This window comes from Paenibacillus sp. AR247, assembly GCF_002968895.1.
Lineage (GTDB): Bacteria > Bacillota > Bacilli > Paenibacillales > Paenibacillaceae > Paenibacillus_AQ > Paenibacillus_AQ favisporus.
The window spans coordinates 117,891-138,400 of the sequence record NZ_PCZT01000024.1; the positions used below are offsets into that span (position 1 = coordinate 117,891).

The 20,510-nt window shown below is 52.7% G+C and carries 23 protein-coding genes, 1 tRNA gene, 2 pseudogenes and 1 riboswitch; of the genes and pseudogenes, 6 read left to right on the top strand and 20 right to left on the bottom strand.

The annotated features are described in order from the left end of the window. The first annotated feature begins 119 nt into the window (after positions 1-119). Positions 120-1,094 (top strand): ABC transporter ATP-binding protein, encoded by a 975-nt coding sequence (locus tag CPT76_RS31340; RefSeq protein ID WP_258169005.1) that lies wholly within the window; start codon positions 120-122, stop codon positions 1,092-1,094. 93 nt (positions 1,095-1,187) lie between these two features. After that, the gene (locus CPT76_RS31345) at positions 1,188-2,333 is read left to right on the top strand and encodes an ABC transporter permease (RefSeq protein WP_105445668.1); all 1,146 of its coding nucleotides are present in this window, start codon (positions 1,188-1,190) and stop codon (positions 2,331-2,333) included. Between the two features lie 97 nt (positions 2,334-2,430). On the opposite strand, the gene CPT76_RS31350 is transcribed toward CPT76_RS31345, so the two are convergent. The 3 genes from CPT76_RS31350 to CPT76_RS31360 form a co-directional block, all read right to left on the bottom strand. After that, complete coding sequence (locus CPT76_RS31350) at positions 2,431-3,453, bottom strand: HD-GYP domain-containing protein (protein ID WP_308737700.1); 1,023 nt, start codon at positions 3,451-3,453, stop codon at positions 2,431-2,433. Positions 3,454-4,570: 1,117 nt separating this feature from the next. Further along, the gene (locus CPT76_RS31355; RefSeq protein WP_181153174.1) at positions 4,571-5,086 is read right to left on the bottom strand and encodes a polysaccharide deacetylase family protein; all 516 of its coding nucleotides are present in this window, start codon (positions 5,084-5,086) and stop codon (positions 4,571-4,573) included. Further along, positions 4,980-5,693 carry a glycoside hydrolase family 73 protein gene (locus CPT76_RS31360; protein ID WP_105445670.1) on the bottom strand — a complete coding sequence of 238 codons (714 nt, stop codon included), beginning with the start codon at positions 5,691-5,693 and terminating at the stop codon, positions 4,980-4,982. Before CPT76_RS31360 ends, CPT76_RS31355 begins: the two co-directional genes overlap by 107 nt. A 192-nt stretch (positions 5,694-5,885) precedes the next feature. Here CPT76_RS31360 and CPT76_RS31365 point away from each other — a divergent pair, with 192 nt between their 5' ends. Further along, the gene (locus tag CPT76_RS31365; RefSeq protein WP_105445671.1) at positions 5,886-6,437 is read left to right on the top strand and encodes a GNAT family N-acetyltransferase; all 552 of its coding nucleotides are present in this window, start codon (positions 5,886-5,888) and stop codon (positions 6,435-6,437) included. A gap of 96 nt (positions 6,438-6,533) precedes the next feature. Here CPT76_RS31365 and CPT76_RS31370 read toward each other — a convergent pair whose 3' ends face one another. Further along, positions 6,534-7,988, bottom strand: a complete 1,455-nt coding sequence (locus CPT76_RS31370) for a SulP family inorganic anion transporter (RefSeq protein WP_258169007.1) — start codon at positions 7,986-7,988, stop codon at positions 6,534-6,536. 341 nt (positions 7,989-8,329) lie between these two features. Next, complete coding sequence (locus tag CPT76_RS31375) at positions 8,330-8,422, bottom strand: sporulation protein YjcZ (RefSeq protein WP_084203986.1); 93 nt, start codon at positions 8,420-8,422, stop codon at positions 8,330-8,332. A gap of 284 nt (positions 8,423-8,706) precedes the next feature. Here CPT76_RS31375 and CPT76_RS31380 point away from each other — a divergent pair, with 284 nt between their 5' ends. Next, positions 8,707-9,417: a class I SAM-dependent methyltransferase gene (locus tag CPT76_RS31380; RefSeq protein WP_105445673.1), complete on the top strand. Its 711-nt coding sequence runs from the start codon at positions 8,707-8,709 to the stop codon at positions 9,415-9,417. A 7-nt stretch (positions 9,418-9,424) separates the two neighbouring features. Here CPT76_RS31380 and CPT76_RS31385 read toward each other — a convergent pair whose 3' ends face one another. Then, positions 9,425-10,135 (bottom strand): TetR/AcrR family transcriptional regulator, encoded by a 711-nt coding sequence (locus CPT76_RS31385; RefSeq protein ID WP_105445674.1) that lies wholly within the window; start codon positions 10,133-10,135, stop codon positions 9,425-9,427. A gap of 155 nt (positions 10,136-10,290) precedes the next feature. On the opposite strand from CPT76_RS31385, the gene CPT76_RS31390 reads away from it, so the two are divergent. Next, entirely contained in the window at positions 10,291-10,962 is a 672-nt protein-coding gene (locus tag CPT76_RS31390) for a DUF6022 family protein (protein WP_105445675.1), read from the top strand. A gap of 74 nt (positions 10,963-11,036) precedes the next feature. Here CPT76_RS31390 and CPT76_RS31395 read toward each other — a convergent pair whose 3' ends face one another. The 10 genes and pseudogenes from CPT76_RS31395 to CPT76_RS38065 all read right to left on the bottom strand — a co-directional run bounded on the left by CPT76_RS31395 (position 11,037) and on the right by CPT76_RS38065 (position 16,886). Then, on the bottom strand, positions 11,037-11,684 hold the full coding sequence (locus tag CPT76_RS31395; protein ID WP_105445676.1) for a pyroglutamyl-peptidase I: 648 nt from the start codon (positions 11,682-11,684) through the stop codon (positions 11,037-11,039). Positions 11,685-11,869: 185 nt separating this feature from the next. Further along, a complete protein-coding gene (locus CPT76_RS31400; protein WP_181153176.1) occupies positions 11,870-12,094 on the bottom strand; it encodes a phage holin in 225 nt (74 codons plus the stop codon). An 88-nt stretch (positions 12,095-12,182) separates the two neighbouring features. Next, positions 12,183-12,653, bottom strand: a complete 471-nt coding sequence (locus CPT76_RS31405) for a 2-thiouracil desulfurase family protein (protein ID WP_105445678.1) — start codon at positions 12,651-12,653, stop codon at positions 12,183-12,185. 220 nt (positions 12,654-12,873) lie between these two features. Then, positions 12,874-13,320 carry a spore coat protein gene (locus CPT76_RS31410; protein WP_105445830.1) on the bottom strand — a complete coding sequence of 149 codons (447 nt, stop codon included), beginning with the start codon at positions 13,318-13,320 and terminating at the stop codon, positions 12,874-12,876. A gap of 131 nt (positions 13,321-13,451) precedes the next feature. Further along, the gene (locus CPT76_RS31415; protein ID WP_105445831.1) at positions 13,452-14,783 is read right to left on the bottom strand and encodes a voltage-gated chloride channel family protein; all 1,332 of its coding nucleotides are present in this window, start codon (positions 14,781-14,783) and stop codon (positions 13,452-13,454) included. Positions 14,784-14,916: 133 nt separating this feature from the next. Continuing rightward, positions 14,917-14,977, bottom strand: a riboswitch (Fluoride riboswitch). 137 nt (positions 14,978-15,114) lie between these two features. After that, on the bottom strand, positions 15,115-15,537 hold the full coding sequence (locus CPT76_RS31420) for a CBS domain-containing protein (RefSeq protein ID WP_105445679.1): 423 nt from the start codon (positions 15,535-15,537) through the stop codon (positions 15,115-15,117). A gap of 112 nt (positions 15,538-15,649) precedes the next feature. Next, positions 15,650-15,793: pseudogene (locus tag CPT76_RS40890) on the bottom strand (manganese catalase family protein); the annotation flags it as partial. Between the two features lie 104 nt (positions 15,794-15,897). Beyond that, positions 15,898-16,008, bottom strand: a complete 111-nt coding sequence (locus CPT76_RS31430; RefSeq protein WP_105445680.1) for a sporulation protein YjcZ — start codon at positions 16,006-16,008, stop codon at positions 15,898-15,900. A 258-nt stretch (positions 16,009-16,266) separates the two neighbouring features. Beyond that, a complete protein-coding gene (locus CPT76_RS38525; RefSeq protein ID WP_208837126.1) occupies positions 16,267-16,383 on the bottom strand; it encodes a YjcZ family sporulation protein in 117 nt (38 codons plus the stop codon). A gap of 441 nt (positions 16,384-16,824) precedes the next feature. After that, positions 16,825-16,886 (bottom strand) — tRNA-OTHER (locus CPT76_RS38065). 228 nt (positions 16,887-17,114) lie between these two features. Here CPT76_RS38065 and CPT76_RS31435 point away from each other — a divergent pair. Further along, a complete protein-coding gene (locus tag CPT76_RS31435; RefSeq protein ID WP_105445681.1) occupies positions 17,115-17,834 on the top strand; it encodes a hypothetical protein in 720 nt (239 codons plus the stop codon). A 484-nt stretch (positions 17,835-18,318) separates the two neighbouring features. On the opposite strand, the gene CPT76_RS31440 is transcribed toward CPT76_RS31435, so the two are convergent. From CPT76_RS31440 to CPT76_RS31455, 4 genes and pseudogenes are all read right to left on the bottom strand, one after another. Then, positions 18,319-18,603: a phBC6A51 family helix-turn-helix protein gene (locus CPT76_RS31440; RefSeq protein ID WP_105445682.1), complete on the bottom strand. Its 285-nt coding sequence runs from the start codon at positions 18,601-18,603 to the stop codon at positions 18,319-18,321. After that, entirely contained in the window at positions 18,593-18,970 is a 378-nt protein-coding gene (locus CPT76_RS31445; protein WP_105445683.1) for a phBC6A51 family helix-turn-helix protein, read from the bottom strand. Before CPT76_RS31445 ends, CPT76_RS31440 begins: the two co-directional genes overlap by 11 nt. A gap of 57 nt (positions 18,971-19,027) precedes the next feature. Further along, entirely contained in the window at positions 19,028-20,092 is a 1,065-nt protein-coding gene (locus tag CPT76_RS31450) for a hypothetical protein (protein WP_105445684.1), read from the bottom strand. Next, positions 20,056-20,510, bottom strand: a pseudogene (locus CPT76_RS31455) (hypothetical protein); the annotation flags it as partial. The gene CPT76_RS31450 and the pseudogene CPT76_RS31455, both read right to left, overlap by 37 nt.

Below are 20,510 nucleotides of genomic sequence, written 5' to 3' on the forward strand. Positions count from 1 at the left end.
CGATTTTACTTTGAGGTTATGCTTCACAAAACTTAAAGCTTATGCTTCCGATGCTAGTTTTATTGCGACGATTTTACTTTGAGGTTATGCTTCACAAAACTTTTTAGGAGGTTGTCCCTATGATCCAAACGACGACTCGCAACAACACCGAATCTAATCAGACTTCTTATAACAACGATTATATGCTAGAGGTTTCCCAACTCCGCAAATCCTATCCGAAGAAACAGGCGCTCCAGGACGTGAGCTTCTCTCTGAAAGCCGGCACTTCGTTTGGCTTCCTCGGACCGAACGGCGCGGGAAAGTCCACCACGATGAAAATTTTGACCGGCTTTGTCCAGGCCGACAGCGGCTCCGTCCGGCTGCTCGGCAAGGAAGCGACCAAAAATCCGGACGCCGTATCGAAATATATCGGCTACGTCCCACAGGAAATTACGCTGTATGATAAGCTGTCCGCTTACGACAATCTGGAGTTTTTCGGAGAGGCTTACGGCGTCCGGGGCAAAATGCTGAAGCAGCGCATCCACGAGGTGCTGAGCCAGACCGGTCTGCTGGACCGGGCCAAAGAGGAAGTCGGCACGTTCTCGGGAGGCATGAAGCGCCGGATTAACATCGCCGCCGCGCTCCTCCACCGTCCCAAGCTGCTGATTCTCGACGAGCCGACGGTTGGGATCGATCCGCAGTCGCGGAACCACATCTTCGAAATGATCCGCGACCTGAACCGCGAAGGCGTGACAATCATCTACTCCACCCACTACATGGAGGAAGTCGAAGCGCTGTGCGATGAAGTGGCCATTATGGATCAGGGCACGATCAAGGCGATGGGCCCGCTCGGGGAGCTGCTGGAGAATTACGGACAGAAGGCCATTTACGTGGAAATTGCAGGAGCCCATCACCTGCCGGAAGACCCGGATGTAACCGCGATCCGCAAGGAGGGCTCCGGTTACGTGCTGGAAACGGAAAATCTGCACGGCGTGATGCAGCGCCTGCTTCGCCTCGCATCCCAGCACAGCTGGGACGTGAAACAATTGGAAATCGTCCGTCCCTCGCTGGAGAACGTATTCCTACGGGTAACAGGTACCGCTCTCCGGGATTAATTCTTTCACAAGCGTTCCTCTCACTCATTAAGGTGATAAATCGTTCATCGTATGAAATAGACAAAGAAATTAACACGCAAAGGAGCAAAACCCATGAGAGCCATGATTATCAAAGAATTGCGGCTGATCCGCAAAGACCGCAAAAGCTTCTTCTTCCTGCTGCTGATGCCAATCCTGTTCATCGCCATGTTCGGTACGATTTTCAATAGCGGCGGTGGCGACAGTTCCTCCGTATCCATCCGCACGATCGACCAGGATCAATCCGCTGCGTCACAAGCCTTTGTGAAGCAAATGCAGGGGATTATGGACGTGAAGCTGGAATCGGCATCCAGCCTGGACGACCAGGTCGACAGAATGAAGCAAGGCCAGTTCTCGGCCATGCTCGTCATTCCCGCCGGATTTGAAAAAGCAATGAAGGAAGGCAATCCCGCGGATATCCAGCTGTACCAGGATCCCACCGCACAGACCGAGCTTGCGCCGATTCAGGCGATCCTCAGCAGCATTTCCAGCCAATACCGCGAGCAGAAGCTGACGGACGTCCTGCTGGCCAAGGGAGATTCCAAGGAGCAGGCAGAGCAGGCGCTGGCCTCCCCGATCCAGATTAAAGATGTGGCGACGACGTCCGACCATGTCAGCTATATGGACTCCATGGTCCCCAGCATGACCGTTATGTTCGTCTTCTACATCATGATCACGATGGCCCGCCGCTTCTTTGACGAAAAGAAGACCGGCCTTCTGTCCCGCATTCGCAGCACGCGCGTAAAGCCGCTGCAGTATCTGGTCGGGATGTGGGTGCCCTTCATCCTGACGGTTATCGCCCAGTGTGTCGTCCTGTTCGCCTTCGGCCACTTCGTCTATGATGTGAAGCTTGGCGACGTCGCCGCCCTTACCTTAATTGTGCTCAGCCTCAGCATCTGCGGAACCGGTATCGGGCTCGGCTTATCCTTCCTGGTGCCCGGCGAGGGAGCCGCCATGGTCATCACCCAGGTCATTGCCATGGGCGGTGCCATGCTGGGCGGCCTGTGGGTACCGTCCTACCTGCTTCCGCAATCCGTACAGACCGTCGGGCACTTTCTGCCGCAGTACTGGGCGCTGCACTCGCTGCAGAACATTATCGCCCATGGCGCCCATCTCGGCGACGTTGCGGGACCTGCCCTCATTCTCCTGACGTTCGGGGCCGTCGGCCTCCTGGTTGCATTCTTCCGTCTGCCAGGGTTCCTGCGCTCGGCTGCAAACTGATTCCTTATCAACGTTCAAAACGACGAAAAAACCTCCCGTCCGGAAGTCATCCTTCACGGCCGGGAGGTTTTCTTGCTCTCCGAACCTTGGTCATCGCTTATGTATCGTCGCCTGCTGCTTTTTCCAACCTTTGATTTCTCATATAGTCGACAAAAATGCGGGCGTATTCCGGATCCCACTGCGTCCCTCCGCCCTCTTCGAGAATGGACAGCGCCTTGGCGACATCCATGCCTTTACGGTATGGCCGATCCGAAGTCATCGCATCAAAGGCGTCGGCTACGGCGATAATTCTCCCGAGCAGCGGGATATCGTCCCCGGCCAGTCCGTCCGGATACCCTTTCCCGTCATATCGCTCATGATGGGACCTTACGCCGGGAAGGAGCGGCGCCAGGGCATCCTTCGGCTCGATCTGCTTCAGAATCGTCTCACCAAGCACCGGATGGGCCTTGATTTGGTCGAACTCCTCTTCCGTCAGACGCCCTTCCTTCAACAGGACGGTGTCCCGGATGCCGATTTTCCCGATGTCATGCAGCAGCGCCGACTGGCGGATCACGTTGATATCCTCCTCCGTCATCCGGCTGAGCCGCCCGATCAGCTCCGAATATTCGGCCACCCGCAAGGAATGCCCTGCCGTGTAGGCGTCTCTGGCATCAAGCGCAACGGCGAGGGTCACAAAGTAACTGTCCAGCATCGCCCTGGTCTGGGCTTCACGCGACTGAAGCGCTCGGACCATCATGTTGAAGCCGGTGGCCAGCCGGGAAAACTCGTCCGAATACACGTTTTGGACCGTCTTCAGCCGGCCGTCCTTGACATGATTCATGGCGTCGTACAGATGGGAGATCGGCCGCTCCACCTCATGGGTCAACAGCCTGGCACCCGTATATGTAAAAATGATGTCGACCAGCAGGATTAGCCCCGCCCAGCCCCAGTACCCGGTCATCATTTCCTCGTTTAAATTGCCCAGCCGAATCTGGGCAGCCAGGGTGAACAGCAGGAGCGGCGAGGTACCGATCAGCATGGCACTGAGCAGAAACTTCGGACGGATGGACAAGACGACATGCCCCTCCGGATTCAGCTCAATGCGGTGCGTTTCCTGGGCGAGCCGGTGAAATTCCTCCATCAGCGGCCGGACCGTCGCCGTCGTCNGGAAAAACTACGATCATCGCATGCATGCTGGCTACGAGGAAGGCGCCGGCTACCGCAGCCGCAACATAAATCGGCGGGAAATGAAGAAGGCCACGGCTCATCTGCCACAGCGTCAAGCCGGCCGCAGGTATGGCAAGCCCGAGGAAATGCGGGACCAGAATCCGGAACACCGCCAGCTGCGGCAGCTTATGTGCCTGCCGGTAGGCTGTTTCAATGGTCTGAACCGTACAGGTCCGGCAGAACAAACCCTGCCGGATCGGCCGAACGTGCCGCGTGAATACCCAGGATTCCACCGCGACCATGACCGCCATGGAGCAAGCAAAGATGATCGCCAGCCGTTTGATCTCCTGCGGAGAAATGCTGATCGTGGTCAGAACGAGAGCGCTGCCCACGATCCATACCGCGAATAGCGATCCGAAAATATAATTCCGTACCAATTTGTTCCGAAAAGCATAATACAGGGCAACCCCCTGGAAACGGGTAGAATCGGTATCCATAAGCCAGCCTTCCTTTTTCATCAATATAGGCCGTTCGGCGCAGCACTATTAAGAATATCGGTTATTTCATCCCAAAATGTGACATGAATCTGCGACAAAAACCAACTTTTATCATAAAATTCCTCCGTATGAAATGGTGCTTTTGCACATTTATACAAGTCTGGTGGGCGATATAATTTCCTATTGCATTTATAAATAATATGTGATATATTATATTAATATAACTTCATTTAACCCTTTTCGTTCCCCGCAAGAAAGAATAAATCTTCAACCTCGAAGACTTAATTTCCTATTTTGAAATAACCCAATGCGAAGTATGAGATTTAAGGATGCTATTTCTGATTCACGCTGGCGCGGTCATCGGAGCCGCAAGGACAAAAGAGAGGCAGGGCTTTTGTTGTTTTGGAAGTCATTATTCTGTTAACGAACTAGAACAAGGAACCAGACTGCAGCCTTGAACGGCTGTCAGGGGTTAAATATATGAGGCGGACGAAGCGCCGCCAAAGCCAAACCCCCCGGAGAAATGTCCGGGGGGTTATCCATATTTTCAATGTATTTACGGCCCACTGCCACTTCCTTCTCTCGTCAGGAGGCTTAGCCGGCTTTGCTGTATCCGCGGAGCGACTCCGCATGCTTCATCGATTCAACGAGCGCGATCGGGTTATTGTCCATGCCGCCCGCGTTGACCCGGTATCCCATGTACTGCCCGGGGCCGTCGATTCCCGGTTTGACGGTAAAGACTACCTGAATGCCGAGATTGCGGCAGAGACCCAGCACCTGCTGCGTATAGCCGCCGTAGGGAAAAGCGAGAATATCGCGGCGGTTGCCGATTTCATTCCGGAGGATTTGATCCGCCCGGGTTAAATCACCTTTCACCCGCCGGATATACTCCTGCTCTGTCTCCACATGCCCGGTGGTTTTGTTATGCTCCGGTCCCATCAGCATCGGCTCCAGCCTGTCATGGGTTTTCCCTTCGGGGCGAACATAAGCGTAAGCGTGCGAATCAAACGTATGGCTGTAAAAATCGATACCGCTCCGGTGCATGAGCTTGACCTGGGTCCAGGTCAGCTTCGGCAGTCCGGGATGCTTCGGATTCCCCACCGTCGACACGATCAGAAAATTCGTTGCCGGCACGTGGTACTTCTTTGCTTAACAGCGCCTGCTGCTGCTTGATCCATTCCGCCTGCTTCGCAACCGTGTTCTGCAGCTCGCTAAATGCCGCCTTTTCCTCAGGGGTCATATGCGCCCCCTCCTTCCAGGCATCGTATTGGTCCAGGTTATACTGGTCAATAATCCGGATTAGCTTATCTGCATACTCCGGGTCCGTGGCATAACCGGCGGCGCCGATCGCGGCGGCGGCCGATCGCCCGTCTGTGCGGAGCGCGCCGGCATACTTGTCACGGTCCCAGGACACGCCGTTCACCAGCAGGCTTGAGTGATCGGCCACCGATTCGGCCCAGCTGTTGTACGCGCGGAAGTCGGCTATCACCCGGCCGGCCACGCCGCGAACGTACTCGGTGGTCTGCAGGCGCATGCTTCCTGCGGTGCCCTGTCCCTTGATGCCGAACAGATTGTTGGCCTTCACCGCCAGCTCGCTCGTACCCCAGGCGGATTCGAGGGCCGCCTGGGCGATCGTGAGCGATGCCGGCACACCTGACTGCAGCTGATCGAATTCAGCCAACGGTGCCATGATGGCGATAAAGTTTTGTTTCTTCATAATCCTCCCTCCCAACCCTCTGGTACATACAATGCTGACCGCTTGCTAACGGCCTGGACGCGGCTGCCGCCCCACGTCTTCAGAGCACCTGAGTCACATAAAAGTCTCCGGACCGCTCCGGTATGAAGCATTTGCCTAATTCTTCACGGCTTCTTACAATAAGAACATATGTAACGCTTGGAGGGTGGATGTATGAAGCAGGCAAAAGCAGATCATTTTATCATCAATCAGAAGTGGGTTACCTCGGAAATCCGTGCCGTTCAGGCCGGTCCGGAAGATGTCGCGGCCGCGCAGGGACTGCTGTTTCGAACGGCGCAATGGCTTCAGAGCATAGGCTCCAAGCAGTGGAATCAGCTGCTGACCGGCGAGGACAGGCATCATATCGACGAGGCGGTCCTGCGAGGGGACGTCTTCCTGTTTAAAAAGGAGGAGCGCCTTGCCGCCATCGTCATCCTCCAGCAGCATGCAAGCGAATGGGACCGCAACCTGTGGGGCGAGGAGGGGCACGATACCTCTGTCTATCTGCACCGGCTTGCCATTGAACGCGAATTCGGGGGGACGGGTCTTGGCAGCGCCATTCTGCACTGGGCCTTGACCGGAATAAGGTTCCAGGGCAAAGACCGAATCCGTCTCGACTGCATCGCCGACAACCCCGGCTTGAACCGGTTGTACAGCGGGGCCGGCTTTACGCTGAAGGGCCAGCATGAGAGCGGGTTTAATATTTATGAGAAAATGGTGAGGTAGCATTCGCTCCTCAAGCGGATAACTACGCAAAAAGCCTTCCGGCATGCCGGAAGGCTTCTCTCATATCGTATATAAAATGCAGGTTTTACGAGATGGTTAATGGGACGATACCGAGGCTACGCCAATCTTGTCGATGATACGCTGGCTCTCCGGATTCAATCCCCGGACGGCCACCTTTTTGTCCAGCGCCTCATATTTGGCCAGCACCTTGGACACGGCGTTCACGCCCGATTGATCCCAAACGTGGGAGTAGGAAAAGTCAATCGCAATCTGCTCCGGATCCTCCTGGTAATGAAAGAGATGCACAAAATGGTTCATCGTTCCGAAAAACATCTGCCCTTTGATTTCGTACACCTTTACCCCATGCTCATCGATATGGATCTGCGCGTGAATACGCGCCATTTTCCAGCCAAAATTCAGGGCGCTCAGAATGACTCCGGTCACAACGCCGATCGCCAGGTTGGACGTGGCCACAACGATTACGACGGTCACGACCATGACGATCGTGTCGCCCAGCGGCACCTTGTTCATCGTTCGTAAAGAATGCCAGTCGAACGTGCCCACCGACACCATGATCATAACGCCCACCAGCGCCGCCATCGGCACCTGCTTGACGACATCGCCGAGCACGAGGATCAGGAACAGCAGAAAGGCGCCGGCGATAAAGGTCGACAGCCGGGAGCGTCCCCCCGACTTCACATTGATGACCGTCTGGCCGATCATGGCGCAGCCGGCCATCCCGCCGAAAAAGCCGGTGAGGATGTTGGCGACGCCCTGCCCCTTGATCTCGCGGTTTTTGTTGCTGCCGGTATCGGTCAGCTCATCCACCAGGTTGGCGGTCAAGAGCGTCTCGGTCATGCCGACGACGGCGAGCGCCAGCGCATAAGGCAAAATCGTGAGGAACATATGAAACGTCAAGGGAACCGACGGAACATGAAATGCGGGAAGCGACTGCGTAATGGTACCCATATCGCCAACGGTACGGACATCGGCATGGGTCAGCACCGAAATGATCGTCATGACAATAATGGCAACAAGCGCTGAAGGCACCGCTTTGGTGAGCAGCGGGAACAGATAAATGATCAGCAGCGTCGCGGCCACCATCAAGTACATGATCCAGGTAGCCCCTTCAAAATTCGGCAGCTGCGCCATAAAAATAACGATCGCCAGCGCGTTAACAAAGCCCACGATGACCGATTGCGGGATAAATGTGATGAAGCGCCCGAATTTCAGCGCCCCCATGATCCACTGCAGAATGCCGGTCAGCACTGTGGTCGCAAACAAATACTCGATCCCGTACTTGGCAACGATCGGTCCCATCAAGGATGCCATGGCGCCGGTGGCCGCCGAAATCATCCCCGGGCGTCCGCCGAAAAATGAAATGCTGACGGCAATCACAAAGGATGCGTAGAGACCGACCATCGGATCCACGCCGGCCATAATAGAGAACGCGATGGCTTCGGGAATAAGCGCAAAGGCAACGGTTAGACCGGACAAAATATCTTTTCTGACATTGCTAAAGAAGCCTTGTTTGATCCAGTTCAAAAACAAGAAATAATCCCTCCTGTGGATATAAAGTTGTATCTGTAGGGCTGATCGTGCTGCTATCCGTTCATGAAATGTTACGGGGTGTTCAAGCGGGCTCCCCACTCTCAGGTTCGCCGGGTCCGATGGTTCACTGTTTTTCATTATAGCGTTATAATCGTCTGAACCCAAAACTGCTTGTATGCGCTATTTCCCTCCGTATACTAATCCATTCTCCCATTTACTCGTCTATATTTCCTTTTTCAATCCATATGTATATACTGCGGTATCTGCCCTTGTTATGAAATGGCGAAAGCCCCGCCGGAGGGCGGGAGCTTCGTTGCCCAAGGACCGCTTGGGCCCATGGATTAATAAATAAAGGATTTGGTAATGATGACGAGCAGAATAAACAGAACCAGGATGGCTCCCGTTGAGGTAAATGGGTTTCCTACACCACTCATGGTTTCTCCCCCTCTCTCCTGTTTATACTCTATCGTATGCCGCGTAAGGCGAATCGGTTTGGACAAATATCATTCAAGTCCATTTGCCCTATGAAAATGCGCAATGTTCCCGAGGTTAAAGGACCTTGCCGCCACAACTCTATCGAGCTTATCAATGCTGATCCGTGGAAGGAACGATATAGGAAATACCTATAAGTATAATACGGTTTATATATTTCCATAATGAGCGGACTGCCGGTACAATGAAGTCAATTCCAACAATCCACGGGTAAAGGAGAATGGTAATGGACAGATCTGTGATCAAGCTTTTTGACGCCAATGCAAAGGACTATGACCGGCAGCGGAGGGGGCTGATTCCCTGCTTCGACGACTTTTACGGGATGGCCCTGTCCCTGGTGGAGTGCGGCAATTCTTCTCCATGTATTTTGGATCTGGGGGCCGGAACAGGCCTGTTCTCCAGCATGGTACTGCTCAAATACCCTGAGGCCCGGCTTACACTGATGGATTTAAGCGACAGCATGCTGCAGGAGGCCCGCCGGCGGTTCCACGGGGCACCGAATGTAGATTATGTAACCGGGGATTACAGCAGTTATCCGTTTACGCAAACTTACGACGTCGTCGCCTCTTCTCTGTCCATTCATCATCTGACCCACCCGGAAAAAAGGCAGCTGTTCGCCACGATTCATCGGCTGCTGAATGAAGGCGGCATCTTTGTCAATGCCGATCAGGTGAAGGGCCATACCGATCAGGCGGACGTATATTACCGGAGACGCTGGCTGGAAGAAATCAGGGCAAGCGGTCTGCCGGAAGAAGCCATTCAGGCGTCGATTGAACGCAGAAGCCTGGATATCAACGCTACCGCCGCCGACCAGATGCAGTGGATGGAAGAGGCCGGCTTTGAAGACGTGGACTGTATGTACAAGTATTTGGACTTCGCGGTGTTTTACGGAAAAAATCAGGGCGGACTTCCTAGTCCCCCTGATTTTTTTGCTTAGCGCCGGATCAGTCGGTCAGCCTCTGCCGGAAGCCGTCCATCAGGACGTCCAGCCCGAATTCGAATTCCTCCTGCCATCCGGTACCGGTGGTATGGGAAGCCAGACGGATCATATTCGGAAACTGCTCCCTTGGCAAACTGCGGAAGAACCCGGCGTACTCCTCGCTGAGCTGAGCCTGGGCTTCCTCGCCGGAACCGGCCATCCCCTTCAGCCGCACCTCCTCGGCCACAAAGCCGAGCACATGGTTCTTCACCATGGATGCCATCCACGGGATGTGATCATCCGCAAATCCGGCCGATGCAAAAATTTGGTACAGTCTTTCAATCTGCAGCAGACGGTGGTACCCCATGGCGATGCCGCCATTGAACAGGTCCACCGCATCACGGTAGCGGTGCAGTACGCGCCGGAATGCATGCCCCCACTGGATCAGCTGTTCCTGCCAAGGCAGGTCCGGGTCGGGCCTGTCCATTTCTTCGCTTATTTTATCCCCGATAAGCTGGAGCAGCTGGTCTTTATCCTTCACATGATAATACAGGGAAGCGGTCTTTACCTGGAGCTCATCGGCAATCTTGCGCATGCTCAGCTCCTTCAAGCCAAATTCGTTCAACACGCGGAGCGCCGTCCGGACAATCCGGTCACGGTCTAGTGGAATGTGCAGCTCCTCCTGTTCCCCCGTGCCGGAGAAGGGATGCTGGGGCACCGTTCGTTTTCTGGCCATCGAAGAGCCCTCCTTTTCACTTGACAATTATAGCATATGCCTTTATTCTAATCCCATTAGATTAATCTAAAACCATTAGATTAATGGGCAGAGTTTATTCCGCAACGGAATCAGAACAGCCTAAGCAAAATTTTACGATGTGAAGGGAGTTTTATATGAATCCAATTTATTCGGTTGTCCGGTCCATGAACCGGCACCTGGGCGAAATTTGGGATGCGATTCTTCAAGAGCATGCGGAGGAACTCAGCAGCATGTTTGCGGAATTCGGCGACCGCGCCTACGGCGTCTATATTCAACAGCTGATGGGTCCGATCTGCGAGGAGGTGCGGAAGTCGGGATATGAGGTCCCCGCCGGATTCCGCTTATCGGAGTCGGTCGAGAACTGGGGCCCGCCCGAGGAGCGTGAGCGATGCGTATGGTATGTGGTCAGAGACGAAACCGGCCATCCGTGCGGCACGGCAGTGCTGCAAATTTTCCATTCTCACGCCCAGTTTCATCTCCCGCAGCCGCCGCGCTTTTTAGCCCTGGAAGAAACGGAGCAAGAAGCCATTCTCCAAGCACTCTGCACCACAGGCGTGCGCCTAAGCGGACTGCCCCAGCGTTACCGTCATTCCGCCGGCGACGAGCCGCTGGAATGGGAATACGGGACGGACGCGGGGCTGCTCGAATACGTGCAATCATACCGCGGCCATACGGCGGTGGACTTTAATTATGCACTGTCCTCGTGGGGGCGCCATGGCTGGGAGCTTGTACAGATCGTGCCGCATCAGGACCGCCTGATCGGTTTTTTCAAGCGTCCGGTTCAGCAAGCCGGCGAAGGGCAATAACAGCAAGAAAAAACACCCCCGAAGTGCTTGTTTTGAACAAGCACCTGGAGGTGTCAGCCATTGAGCGATACCCGTTACACCGCGGGCTGCCGCTGCTGCTTTACCGCATCGATCGTCGCATGGATGATCACGCGCAGCGCCCGCAGCATCATTTCCTGCGGCAGCGAAGGCAGGCCCGGCTTTTGCAGCGCCATTTCCGTGGAGGCCGGAAAATGGACAAAACCCGCCAGCGTGGGCAGCTTCTGCTCACGGATATAATCCAGCACGGCGTACATCGTGTTGTTGCAAATAAACGTGCCGGCCGACTCGGACACGGCAGCCGGAATCCCCTCCGCCTTCAGCCGGTTCACGGCCTCACGGATCGGCAGCCGCGAGAACAATCCGTCCGGTCCTGCCGGATTAATGGGCAGATCCTGCGGTCTCTCCCCTTTATTGTCGGCGTATGCCGCTTCCGGCGCCACGTCCTTGACGTTCACCGCGATCCGCTCCGGCGTTACCGCCGTCCGGCCTGCGGCCAGGCCGCAGCAGATTACGGCGTCCGGCTGAAAGTCACGCACCGCCTCAAGCAGCCTTTCGGCACATTCGTCATAATGGACCGGAAGCAGAACTGTCCGGATCTCGGCCTCCGCAAACGTCTCCTCCCGGATATCCCGCACGAGCTGCTCCGTTGGATTGACCGCATTTCCGCCAAAGGGCTCAAATCCTGATACCAGTATTTTCATGAAGCTTCTCCTCCCGGCAAGTCTTTCCTTCCATCATATCAAACGGGACAGATCGTTCCTACCCGAAATCGCGCCGCCAAGAAGGGATGCTGCCTCCATACGGATTCATTTCTATACGGAAACACCGGAATTCAGCAAAAAAACACCCCGCTCGGCAGCTGACGGCTGCACGGCAGGGTTCCCGTCTACAAATTATATCCGCCGCTGTTCGGCTTGGTCGGGTTGGAGATAATCCCCAGCGTCGCCAAAATTCCGAGCACCAGGTCTGCGGCCGCCACGATCTCTTGCCGCTTCATATCCGACAGTTCAAACGCGCCTGTGAGATGGCCGATCAGCTGAACCAGCAGAAGCACCTGTGAGACCATACTGATCCAGAGCGCATAGTTGCGAAACCGTTTCTTCTTGAGCATCATATGACCTCCTTTAAGGTCATATATATTCATCCGCCCCGGCAAACTTGTCCGAAACTTTCACGGATGGACGAGCGATACAGCGATCTTAGAGGAGCCCTGAGTCCAGAGCCTCTAAAAACGTTTCTTCGGACATCACCCGAATGCCCTCCCGTTCCAGCAGGGCGGTTGTCACCCCGCTGCCGGCCACCTTCTCATTGGCGAAGGAACCGTTATAAATCATGGTGCTTCCGCAGGAGGGGCTGTACTCTTTGAGCACCACCATGGACGCACCGGCTTCACGGGCTTTTTCCAGCGTCCGGTGAGCCCCCTGAATATACATTCCGCTGACGTCCCGGCCAGATTTCTCAACAACCCTGGCCCGGCCTTCCAGCACGTCCCTCCCATCACCGCCTACGATCTCAGCAGGCTCTCTCGGGGTGACGAATCCCCCCAGCAGTTCGGGGCAGACCGTCACTGCCCTGTTCTGCGCCACCAATTGCTGAATCACGTCATTCAGGCTGTCCGTTCCGTTATAGCGGACTTTCAGTCCGGCCAGGCAAGAACTGACCATAATCACATCGTTCACCTCCTGAACTGTTAATCCGTTTCACGTAAACTATTTATTCGTTCCACGTAAACTATTTATTATCTTAATGAAAGTATACTGCATAAGCCAACTGCTGGGGAGACCCGGCTTCACGGTGTAGGATTTGGCCGAAAAACGAGGAAAGCCCGGGACCAGGCTCCCGGACTTTCCTCGATATCTCTTTTTCCCCTTGCCCCAAGTGGTGGAGATGTTACATGCTTAACGCCTTTTTCGCATTTTCCAGATCATTGGCCAGGAGCCGCTCCAGGTCGTAAGCAGGGTACATCGAACGCTCCTCCATAAAATCAAAAACCTTGGCATGGAGTTTGATCGCATTGTTCAGATGCTTAACGAAAACCTCCCTTAAGGCCGGTGTTGCCGTTTCCGTAATCGCAAGCGCGTAATTGCGAACCCAACCTTTGGCCTTGCCCAGCAAATGGCCGGCATAAAAGCCCGTCATGTCTGCCGCTTCGGCTTTGCCGCCTCTCGCTGCCGGGACCGGTGCTTGCGGGTAAAACTGCAGCAGGTCCTTTATGTTTTGCTCCAGGCTCATAATAGCCTCTTTATACAGGGCGTGCAGCTGCGGATCGGTGACCTTGCCGATGTCCATTTTCAGGCAAATCAGGTCGTTGGACTGTGCTGCTACCAGCTCATGCATTTCCAATGTTTCATGCCATGCTAAGTGTTTCACTTGAGCTTTCTTTCCAGAAGACAATGCAATCCCTCCAATCGATGATGGGATAGCATATGCCCAGGGCGCCCAGAGGGGAAGATGTCTTGCCAAAAAAATTAGGCGCGCTCCCTTTTCCCCTTCTTCCTTCCCTTCTTCCCTCGGACCGAAGCCAGCGTCGCCTGTTCCGGCAGGCGCAGCAGCCTGGACTTGGACACCCCGATCCGCTGCGACACATAGATGCCGGTATGCCCGGAAAAATAATAACTGACGACGCAGGCGATGAACATGTATACCAAATTCCCCGAACCGAACAGCTCGATCCCCATAATAAAGCAGGCAATCGGGGTATTCGTCGCACCGCTGAACACTGCAATAAAACCGAGGGCTGCCATAAACGGCACCGCTAGATGCAGCAGGCTCGCCAGCGTGCTGCCCAGCGTAGCGCCGATGACGAAGAGCGGAGTCACCTCTCCGCCTTGAAATCCGGCCCCCAGCGTAATCGAAGTGAACACGGTTTTCCAGAGAAACGCCAGCTTTGGCGCCGTCCCTTCAAAAGCATCGCTGATCAGCGGAAGGCCAAGCCCGAGGTATTCCCTTGTGCCGAATGCGTAGACAATGGCAATCAGGATGCAGCCCCCGGCAAAGCTCTTGACCGCCGGATTCCGGAACCAGCCGGTGAACCGCGCCTTCAGCCAATGCGTCAGCTCGCTGAACAAAATGCTGGCCAGGCCGAACACCATCGACGCGAGCACGACCTTCAGCACCGTGATCAGCGTGATCGCCGGAATCGTGTTTACGGAATAATGAATATGATGAATTCCCCAGGCCTTCGTGGTCAAATCCCCGATAAAGCTCGCCACAAAACAGGCAAACAGCGCTTCGTAACGGATCATCCCTAACGCGAGCACCTCCAGCCCGAAGACCGTTCCGGCGAGCGGCGTCCCAAAGACTGAGCCAAAACCGCTGCTGATGCCGCACATTAGAATGATACGCCGGTCGGCGGGGCTCAGCCGAAGTCTCTTGCCGATCCACTCCGACAGGCTTCCACCCATCTGCACCGCCGTACCTTCCCGTCCGGCCGAGCCGCCGAACCAATGGGTCAGAATCGTTCCGAACAGGACGAGCGGAGCCATACGCAGCGGAATAGCCCCGCCGCCGTCATGAATCTGCTCCAGTATCAAGTTGTTGCCCTTGGATGCGTCCTTGCCGTATTTCCAATACAGGTAGCTCACCAAGGCTCCCCCAAATGGAAGCAGCCATAGGAGCCATGGGTGCTGCAGACGCTGCTGCGTAACGGCATCCAGCGCTGCCAGAAACAAGGCCGATCCGGTGCCTGTGAGCACCCCCACCAGACTCCCGATGACCGACCACTTCACGATATAGCCAAGCAGCGCGAGATGCATAAATTTGCCTGCGTATACATATAACCTGCGTTTTCCCCTCGTCATCCGTTTTCCCATTACAGCGGTTTCCCCCCAGCTATGATGTATTTCCTATTGTTCCTCATTCAGGGGCAAATTACCGCTCCCTGCTTGTCCCGGTGCCGGAATGTCTGCAAAAAAATGACTCCTACCAGTGTCTGCACTGGTAGGAGTCATTAGCTCACGGGCGGTTAAAGGCGAACTCCATCGCCTATGTTGTTACAAATTATTGTAATGAGCGATTGGCCTGAAGTCAACAGAAAATCTGAACGCCACAATAGACGAAAAAGCACCCGTATCGCGCTTTCGCTTTACGGGTGCTTCTGCTGCCAACTAGTTTCCCTGCCGCTCCGTACTCTTAGTGGAGAGGTTCGGAAATTTGGCTGAGCGCATCGCCGGCTTCGTTGATGTGGATGTTCATCGTCGCCAGGTCGCCAATTGCACAGATCCCTACCATTTCTCCGTTCTCTACAACCGGAATGCGGCGGATTTGATGGTCGGCCATCAATTGCGCGCACTCGTGAGCATCGGTGTCCGGCGAGCACGAAATGACATTGCTTGTCATACAGTCATGGCAGTGTACGCTGCCAGGGTCTTTACCCGCAGCTACGCAGTTCAGCACGATATCGCGGTCGGTAATCATACCTACCACTTTTTTGCCTTCGCAGACCGGAACCGATCCACAGTTGACATCGCGCATGATTTGCGCCGCAGCCGTGACCGAATCATGGGGTGCGCATACCTTTACGTCTTTGGTCATTACGTCGCGAACCATCGTCATTGCTGTTACCTCCTCTAGGAATGATCCCCCGTATTTTACCCAGGGATACCGGGATTATTCAGGCATGGGACGCTTTACTAGGACTACAGAAGCCCGGGGCAGACTGTCAGCCTTAACGATTCATATCCGTGATCCCAGGGCTGTGCTCATCGGCCAGATCAGGCATCATCGGTACCGGGAAGCCCTCCGGCGGCTGGATCACTCTCAGCTCCCCGCCGTTACGGCTAGGCGTTTGTCCGCTGAAAATTCCGCCGATGATATGTATAAAAAAAGCGCAGGATCCGTAACGGATCACTGCGCTTCGCTTGTGCTGGTCTCATGCCCCCGGATCGACCAGGTGGGCTAAGGACCGTTCAGCAATTAGTATCCCCAAGTTTTCGCGATGATGACAAGCAGAATAAAGAGGACAAGAATGATGCCGACGCTCGTCGACCAGCCACCACCATAACCAACTCCACCAACTTCGCTCATGTGATATTCCCCTTTCTTCATAGGATCAGTTTTATTCTATGAAAGAAACCTTTCAGCGTTGTGGACAGAGTCAGCGGTTTAAAAGACTATTTTTTCTAGGTCTCGGAGAGCCCCGGCGGGCTGACGGGATTAGCACAACACGTGCTACCCTAGTAACAACTTGTACGTACCCAGATAGTAAGAAACTACTTTATTTATAAATAAAAAAGCCCCTGCCTGCACTTAGCCAGCAGGGGCTTCCTCATTCCTGACTTTTTATTACCAACAGAATGCCTTAACAATAATTACCAACAGAATAAAGAGCACCAGGATAGCACCTACATTGCTGTGCAAACCGTAACCGTATCCTACGCCACCAACAACACCGTCGCTCATACATGTACCTCCTTTGTCAGAAGTTAATATTACAATATGTATATTCCACTATTTGGTATGGGTAAACGCACTTAAGATTTAATTTTTTTTTGAATAAAAACGCCCGCTTCGAAAGCGGGCGTTGCCTTACATCAAGGAAGTTTTATGAGCCACTATATAATATGCCCCGTATAGATAATTGGTTCTTACATACAGGTCTTTATCATTCCTGATTCTTGTCCTAATTTGGAATACCTTTGCGTGCCTCTGGATCGCTCATGCTGCGCTGCTAGGACCTGCGACAGCTAACAGGGGAAATTCCATTTTCGTTTCATTGATGGCGAAAAATACACTTTACTCGACTAAAGGTCAGAAGAATGTTAGAAGTTTAGCAAAATCAACAAAAAAGACGCGGTCTCCGAAATCCGGAAACCCGCGTCCTGTAAGGCTTATGAAAGATGCTGGTGAAGGGAATTGAACCCCCGACCTACGCATTACGAGTGCGTTAATACTTCGCAATTTCCTCCGATACCTGAACGTTGCCTATAACGAACATTCAAACGTGTCTTACGGATCTACCGGAGTCCTACGTACTGGAATATTATTTACATAAATTATAACACTTAGCGCGGTTGAACTCAATAATACACGGATCAATATCACCTTAATGGAGTAATAAAGCTCTTATCTCTTGAAATTTGCAAAGCAAAGGTATTATATTGAAGCTATGGCAGTGTATTGGAGGAGATTGTATGATTAGCAACTCATTACTTAATGATATTAATGAGGCTTTAAATAAAGGACATTTAACATTCAGGGATTTCGACATAGCAATTTCTACCGAAGAACCACCCGTAATTAACATTAATTACCGATACATACCAAGGTATTTTATGACCATAGATTTTGATGATAACATCAACATAGATTTGGAGTATTGTCCAGGGGATATGCTCGATATCCACGAAGCCAGAGTATCCACAAAAGGTGGTTTGCTACAAAACATTTCAGATTGGGTTCAGCAAATACTGATGGAAATGAGACTAATGCCTAATTTAAGATACATAACTGAGTTAAGAGAAGAATTAAATAGTGAGATTAGTAAATTTGAAAATATACTCAATGAGGTCCCTGAATCATACTTTACTAAGCAAGAAGCCGATGAGTACAATGATAAATTGGATGCATTGCAGAATATGTTTAATGAAAAATTCAAATCGCAGGAAGAATCAAATAAAGAGCTTGCTCGGCAACTTTCTCAGATAACCGATGAAATTGAAGTTTTAAAAAGTGAAATTAAAGTTTTGACTAAAAAGAATTGGTTTCTTTCATTACTATCTAAAACATTCATCTGGTCAAAAAATCACCCAAATGAGGTCAAGTCATTTGCTTCTGCTGCCGTGGGCTTTCTGCCTGAAGGAGTCAAAGAACACATTCCACAAGATCTTTTTGATGTAAATCAGCCTCAATAAACGCAAACATGCTGCCCACATGCGTGATCATATGCGTAACGAGGCGCCGACAGCTTCGGATAACTCCCTGAGTTATTTTTGTTGCGCGGATTCTTCGGGCACCAGATATGGCGGTCGATTTCTGGACTACCGCCCCCCTTTCCTCGGGATCGATCGTTATACATCCGTTATTCATCGTAGGGTCTACGCACTAATAATACGTAGACTGTGCGTAGGTGTCATGAACCCGCACCGTTACGCCATTTGTCCGTTAGCTTCCGATTATGCATCGTATTCATGACGTTTAAATGCGGATTTAGCGTATAAATATGCGGGTTAACCCCGTGAGTTTTCGGAGGGTGCGTCCATTCCGGGCATGCGGCGGATGAAATGTAACCTATCGTCCGGAAATGGGGCAGTATAACTACCGCAAATAGTCGCAGCCTATCGTAAGCTCCGAGCGGATATTCCCGCATATCAGCCGTCAGCTCAACGTTTCCGACGCTTACTTTACGTCGAATCCAATCTCGGTAAAATATTCGCGGATGTCTGCGCTTGATTTGATCCGCTTTCGATCGCCTAATGCCTTGCGTATTGCCTCTACTCTCCTGCCGCGAGCCTTCCGCAGCTCTTTATCGAAGTCTTTTCGCTTTCTCCAACGCAAAAGAGTGCGCCTATTAACGCCTAAAATCTCCGCGATCTCACCATATCCGTAATCACCGGACACAATCAACTCGACAGCGATGAAATGGCGAGAATCCAAGGGGTATTTTCGCCTCTTACGCTTCATTTCGGCGATCCTTCAACGCTTGAATACGAGCTTTGAGCGCCTCGATATCCGTTGTTTGACTACCGCCATTACCTTGTACGTCAACTCTTTCGGTCAACATCCCGTTAACCTGTAGCGCCAGTTTCGCCATAGCTGCGGATCTGTCTTCCATCGCAATACGTGGCAATGCTGCGACCAATTCCGGAAGTGTATCGATATTATTCCGTACGATCTGCGCCTTCAACTCCTCGATAAATGCGGGACTCTTTTTCCAATCGTAAATAGTTGAACGGCTTACTCCGCATTCTGCCGCAATTTCTTCGATAGTAGGCCGTTGTGAAGCCGGCAAGGACAGGTATTGGATCGCTTTAAGTTGTTTTTCGTTCATGCTAATTCCTCCTTATTGTTAAAAGCCGCCTCCGAAGAGACGGCCGTGATTATGCGCTTATGGTCTGGCGAGCAAATGCGCAAGTTGATCCGCAATTTGTTCGATATCCGAATCGTTGCGCACGGTCATATTTTGGATGTTGATCGCAAATGGCCGCGAAGAACCTCCGCTCTTTTCCGTTCTGTGCCGCTTAGCCTCTTCCCTGGTCAGAATCTCCTCGCCCTTGTGAAGACGCGCAGGATAACCGTTATATGGAACGTTATCAAGACCGCCTGCATGCCCTTGGACGAAGTTCCGGAATTTACTCGCGCCCGACTTAACGCTGTCCCATACTCCGCTAGGACTCGATTCCGTTGCGGTGATTGATCCGCCTTGAATCAACGGTTTACCCGGATTTTCGATGGCGTTTTTCGATAAGCTCTCTTTCAACTTATCTGAGTTCTCAAATTGCTTGTCTAACTGCGCTTTAGCTCGTCGGGTTGGTGATATGACCGCCATAATGTCGACTTGATCTAAAATACCCTGCATGATACCTTGGCCAATCGATCCGCCCAATTTAACCGCGGCCTCGACAAGAGGGGTGCTTGCTTTGAGGGCACCTCCTATCGTATCCACCGCCTTCTGTGCGATATTCGTCAGGTGTGTTTTCCCTGAAGCGTTGTACCAGGCGTTAAAATCGTCCATCAGTGTATTAAAGGCGAATTTTATCTTGCTCTTTATATCGGGCAGCTCTTTGAATGCAGGATTGTTAATGAAATTTGTGTTTATATAGTCCGAAGCTTTGCGAACTGCATCAACTGCTCCATTAACTAATCCTGAAAATGCATTTACTCCCCACTTTTTAATGCCGCTAAAATTGGGAGACGAGATAAATTTGTTAAAGTCCCGTAAAAGAGGGTTAACCTTCTTTAGAGCCTCGGTGCCCATCTCTCGGAATGCACGATTCACGCCGGCCACAGCCTTTTTGTACTGCCCTAATGTGGTGCCAGATTGAGCATTAATGAGCTCATTTGTTGCGCCGATCCCGTTCAAGAACTTGTCCAATGACTGGAGTTGTTTGTCGAGTGGCAGATTCTTGATGGCGTTCATTGCTTTACGAGGCAACTCGAAGCGCTCAACCAAGCTGACAGCATCCCCGGAAAAAATTCCTTGAGGGCATAAGCCGCGCCTTCAATTCCCTGCTCCGGATCGATTGCACCGAGACGTTCCGCAAGGTTAACCATCTTCTGCAGCTTGGCGTTATCCTTAGTCGTCGGGATGAACGATTTGCCGGCGGTTAAGAAGTCGTTAACACTGAACATCGAAACAGCCGCGCGACCCTGCACGAAGTCGAGGTATTTCTGCGCATTAGCCTTCGAAGATTTGCCGAACATGGCGTTTACGGTGACTTCCTTCATTTCGTAGTCAGCCGCCGCCCCGATCGTCTTGCCAAAAAGCCCCGCAGCTGCCTTCGCGCCCAGATAAGCACCGGCCAGCGCTCCAACACCGCGTACTAATGACGCCGTCTCTCTGCTGGCAGACCGCATATGACTCCCAGCAT

Excerpts from the sequence above, each read along its gene's own strand:
- CPT76_RS31360 (WP_105445670.1), bottom strand. The coding sequence starts at position 5,693 with ATGAAGAAACAAAACTTTATCGCCATCATGGCACCGTTGGCTGAATTC.
- CPT76_RS31395 (WP_105445676.1), bottom strand. The coding sequence starts at position 11,684 with ATGAAAATACTGGTATCAGGATTTGAGCCCTTTGGCGGAAATGCGGTC.
- CPT76_RS31340 (WP_258169005.1), top strand. The coding sequence starts at position 120 with ATGATCCAAACGACGACTCGCAACAACACCGAATCTAATCAGACTTCT.
- CPT76_RS31375 (WP_084203986.1), bottom strand. The coding sequence starts at position 8,422 with ATGAGTGGTGTAGGAAACCCATTTACCTCAACGGGAGCCATCCTGGTT.
- CPT76_RS31380 (WP_105445673.1), top strand. The coding sequence starts at position 8,707 with ATGGACAGATCTGTGATCAAGCTTTTTGACGCCAATGCAAAGGACTAT.
- CPT76_RS31415 (WP_105445831.1), bottom strand. The coding sequence starts at position 14,783 with ATGACGAGGGGAAAACGCAGGTTATATGTATACGCAGGCAAATTTATG.
- CPT76_RS31410 (WP_105445830.1), bottom strand. The coding sequence starts at position 13,320 with ATGCATGAGCTGGTAGCAGCACAGTCCAACGACCTGATTTGCCTGAAA.
- CPT76_RS31400 (WP_181153176.1), bottom strand. The coding sequence starts at position 12,094 with ATGCTCAAGAAGAAACGGTTTCGCAACTATGCGCTCTGGATCAGTATG.
- CPT76_RS31420 (WP_105445679.1), bottom strand. The coding sequence starts at position 15,537 with ATGACGATGGTTCGCGACGTAATGACCAAAGACGTAAAGGTATGCGCA.
- CPT76_RS31430 (WP_105445680.1), bottom strand. The coding sequence starts at position 16,008 with ATGAGCGAAGTTGGTGGAGTTGGTTATGGTGGTGGCTGGTCGACGAGC.
- CPT76_RS31445 (WP_105445683.1), bottom strand. The coding sequence starts at position 18,970 with ATGAACGAAAAACAACTTAAAGCGATCCAATACCTGTCCTTGCCGGCT.
- CPT76_RS31435 (WP_105445681.1), top strand. The coding sequence starts at position 17,115 with ATGATTAGCAACTCATTACTTAATGATATTAATGAGGCTTTAAATAAA.
- CPT76_RS31385 (WP_105445674.1), bottom strand. The coding sequence starts at position 10,135 with ATGGCCAGAAAACGAACGGTGCCCCAGCATCCCTTCTCCGGCACGGGG.
- CPT76_RS31390 (WP_105445675.1), top strand. The coding sequence starts at position 10,291 with ATGAATCCAATTTATTCGGTTGTCCGGTCCATGAACCGGCACCTGGGC.
- CPT76_RS31350 (WP_308737700.1), bottom strand. The coding sequence starts at position 3,453 with ATGGAGGAATTTCACCGGCTCGCCCAGGAAACGCACCGCATTGAGCTG.
- CPT76_RS31365 (WP_105445671.1), top strand. The coding sequence starts at position 5,886 with ATGAAGCAGGCAAAAGCAGATCATTTTATCATCAATCAGAAGTGGGTT.
- CPT76_RS38525 (WP_208837126.1), bottom strand. The coding sequence starts at position 16,383 with ATGAGCGACGGTGTTGTTGGTGGCGTAGGATACGGTTACGGTTTGCAC.
- CPT76_RS31440 (WP_105445682.1), bottom strand. The coding sequence starts at position 18,603 with ATGAAGCGTAAGAGGCGAAAATACCCCTTGGATTCTCGCCATTTCATC.
- CPT76_RS31345 (WP_105445668.1), top strand. The coding sequence starts at position 1,188 with ATGAGAGCCATGATTATCAAAGAATTGCGGCTGATCCGCAAAGACCGC.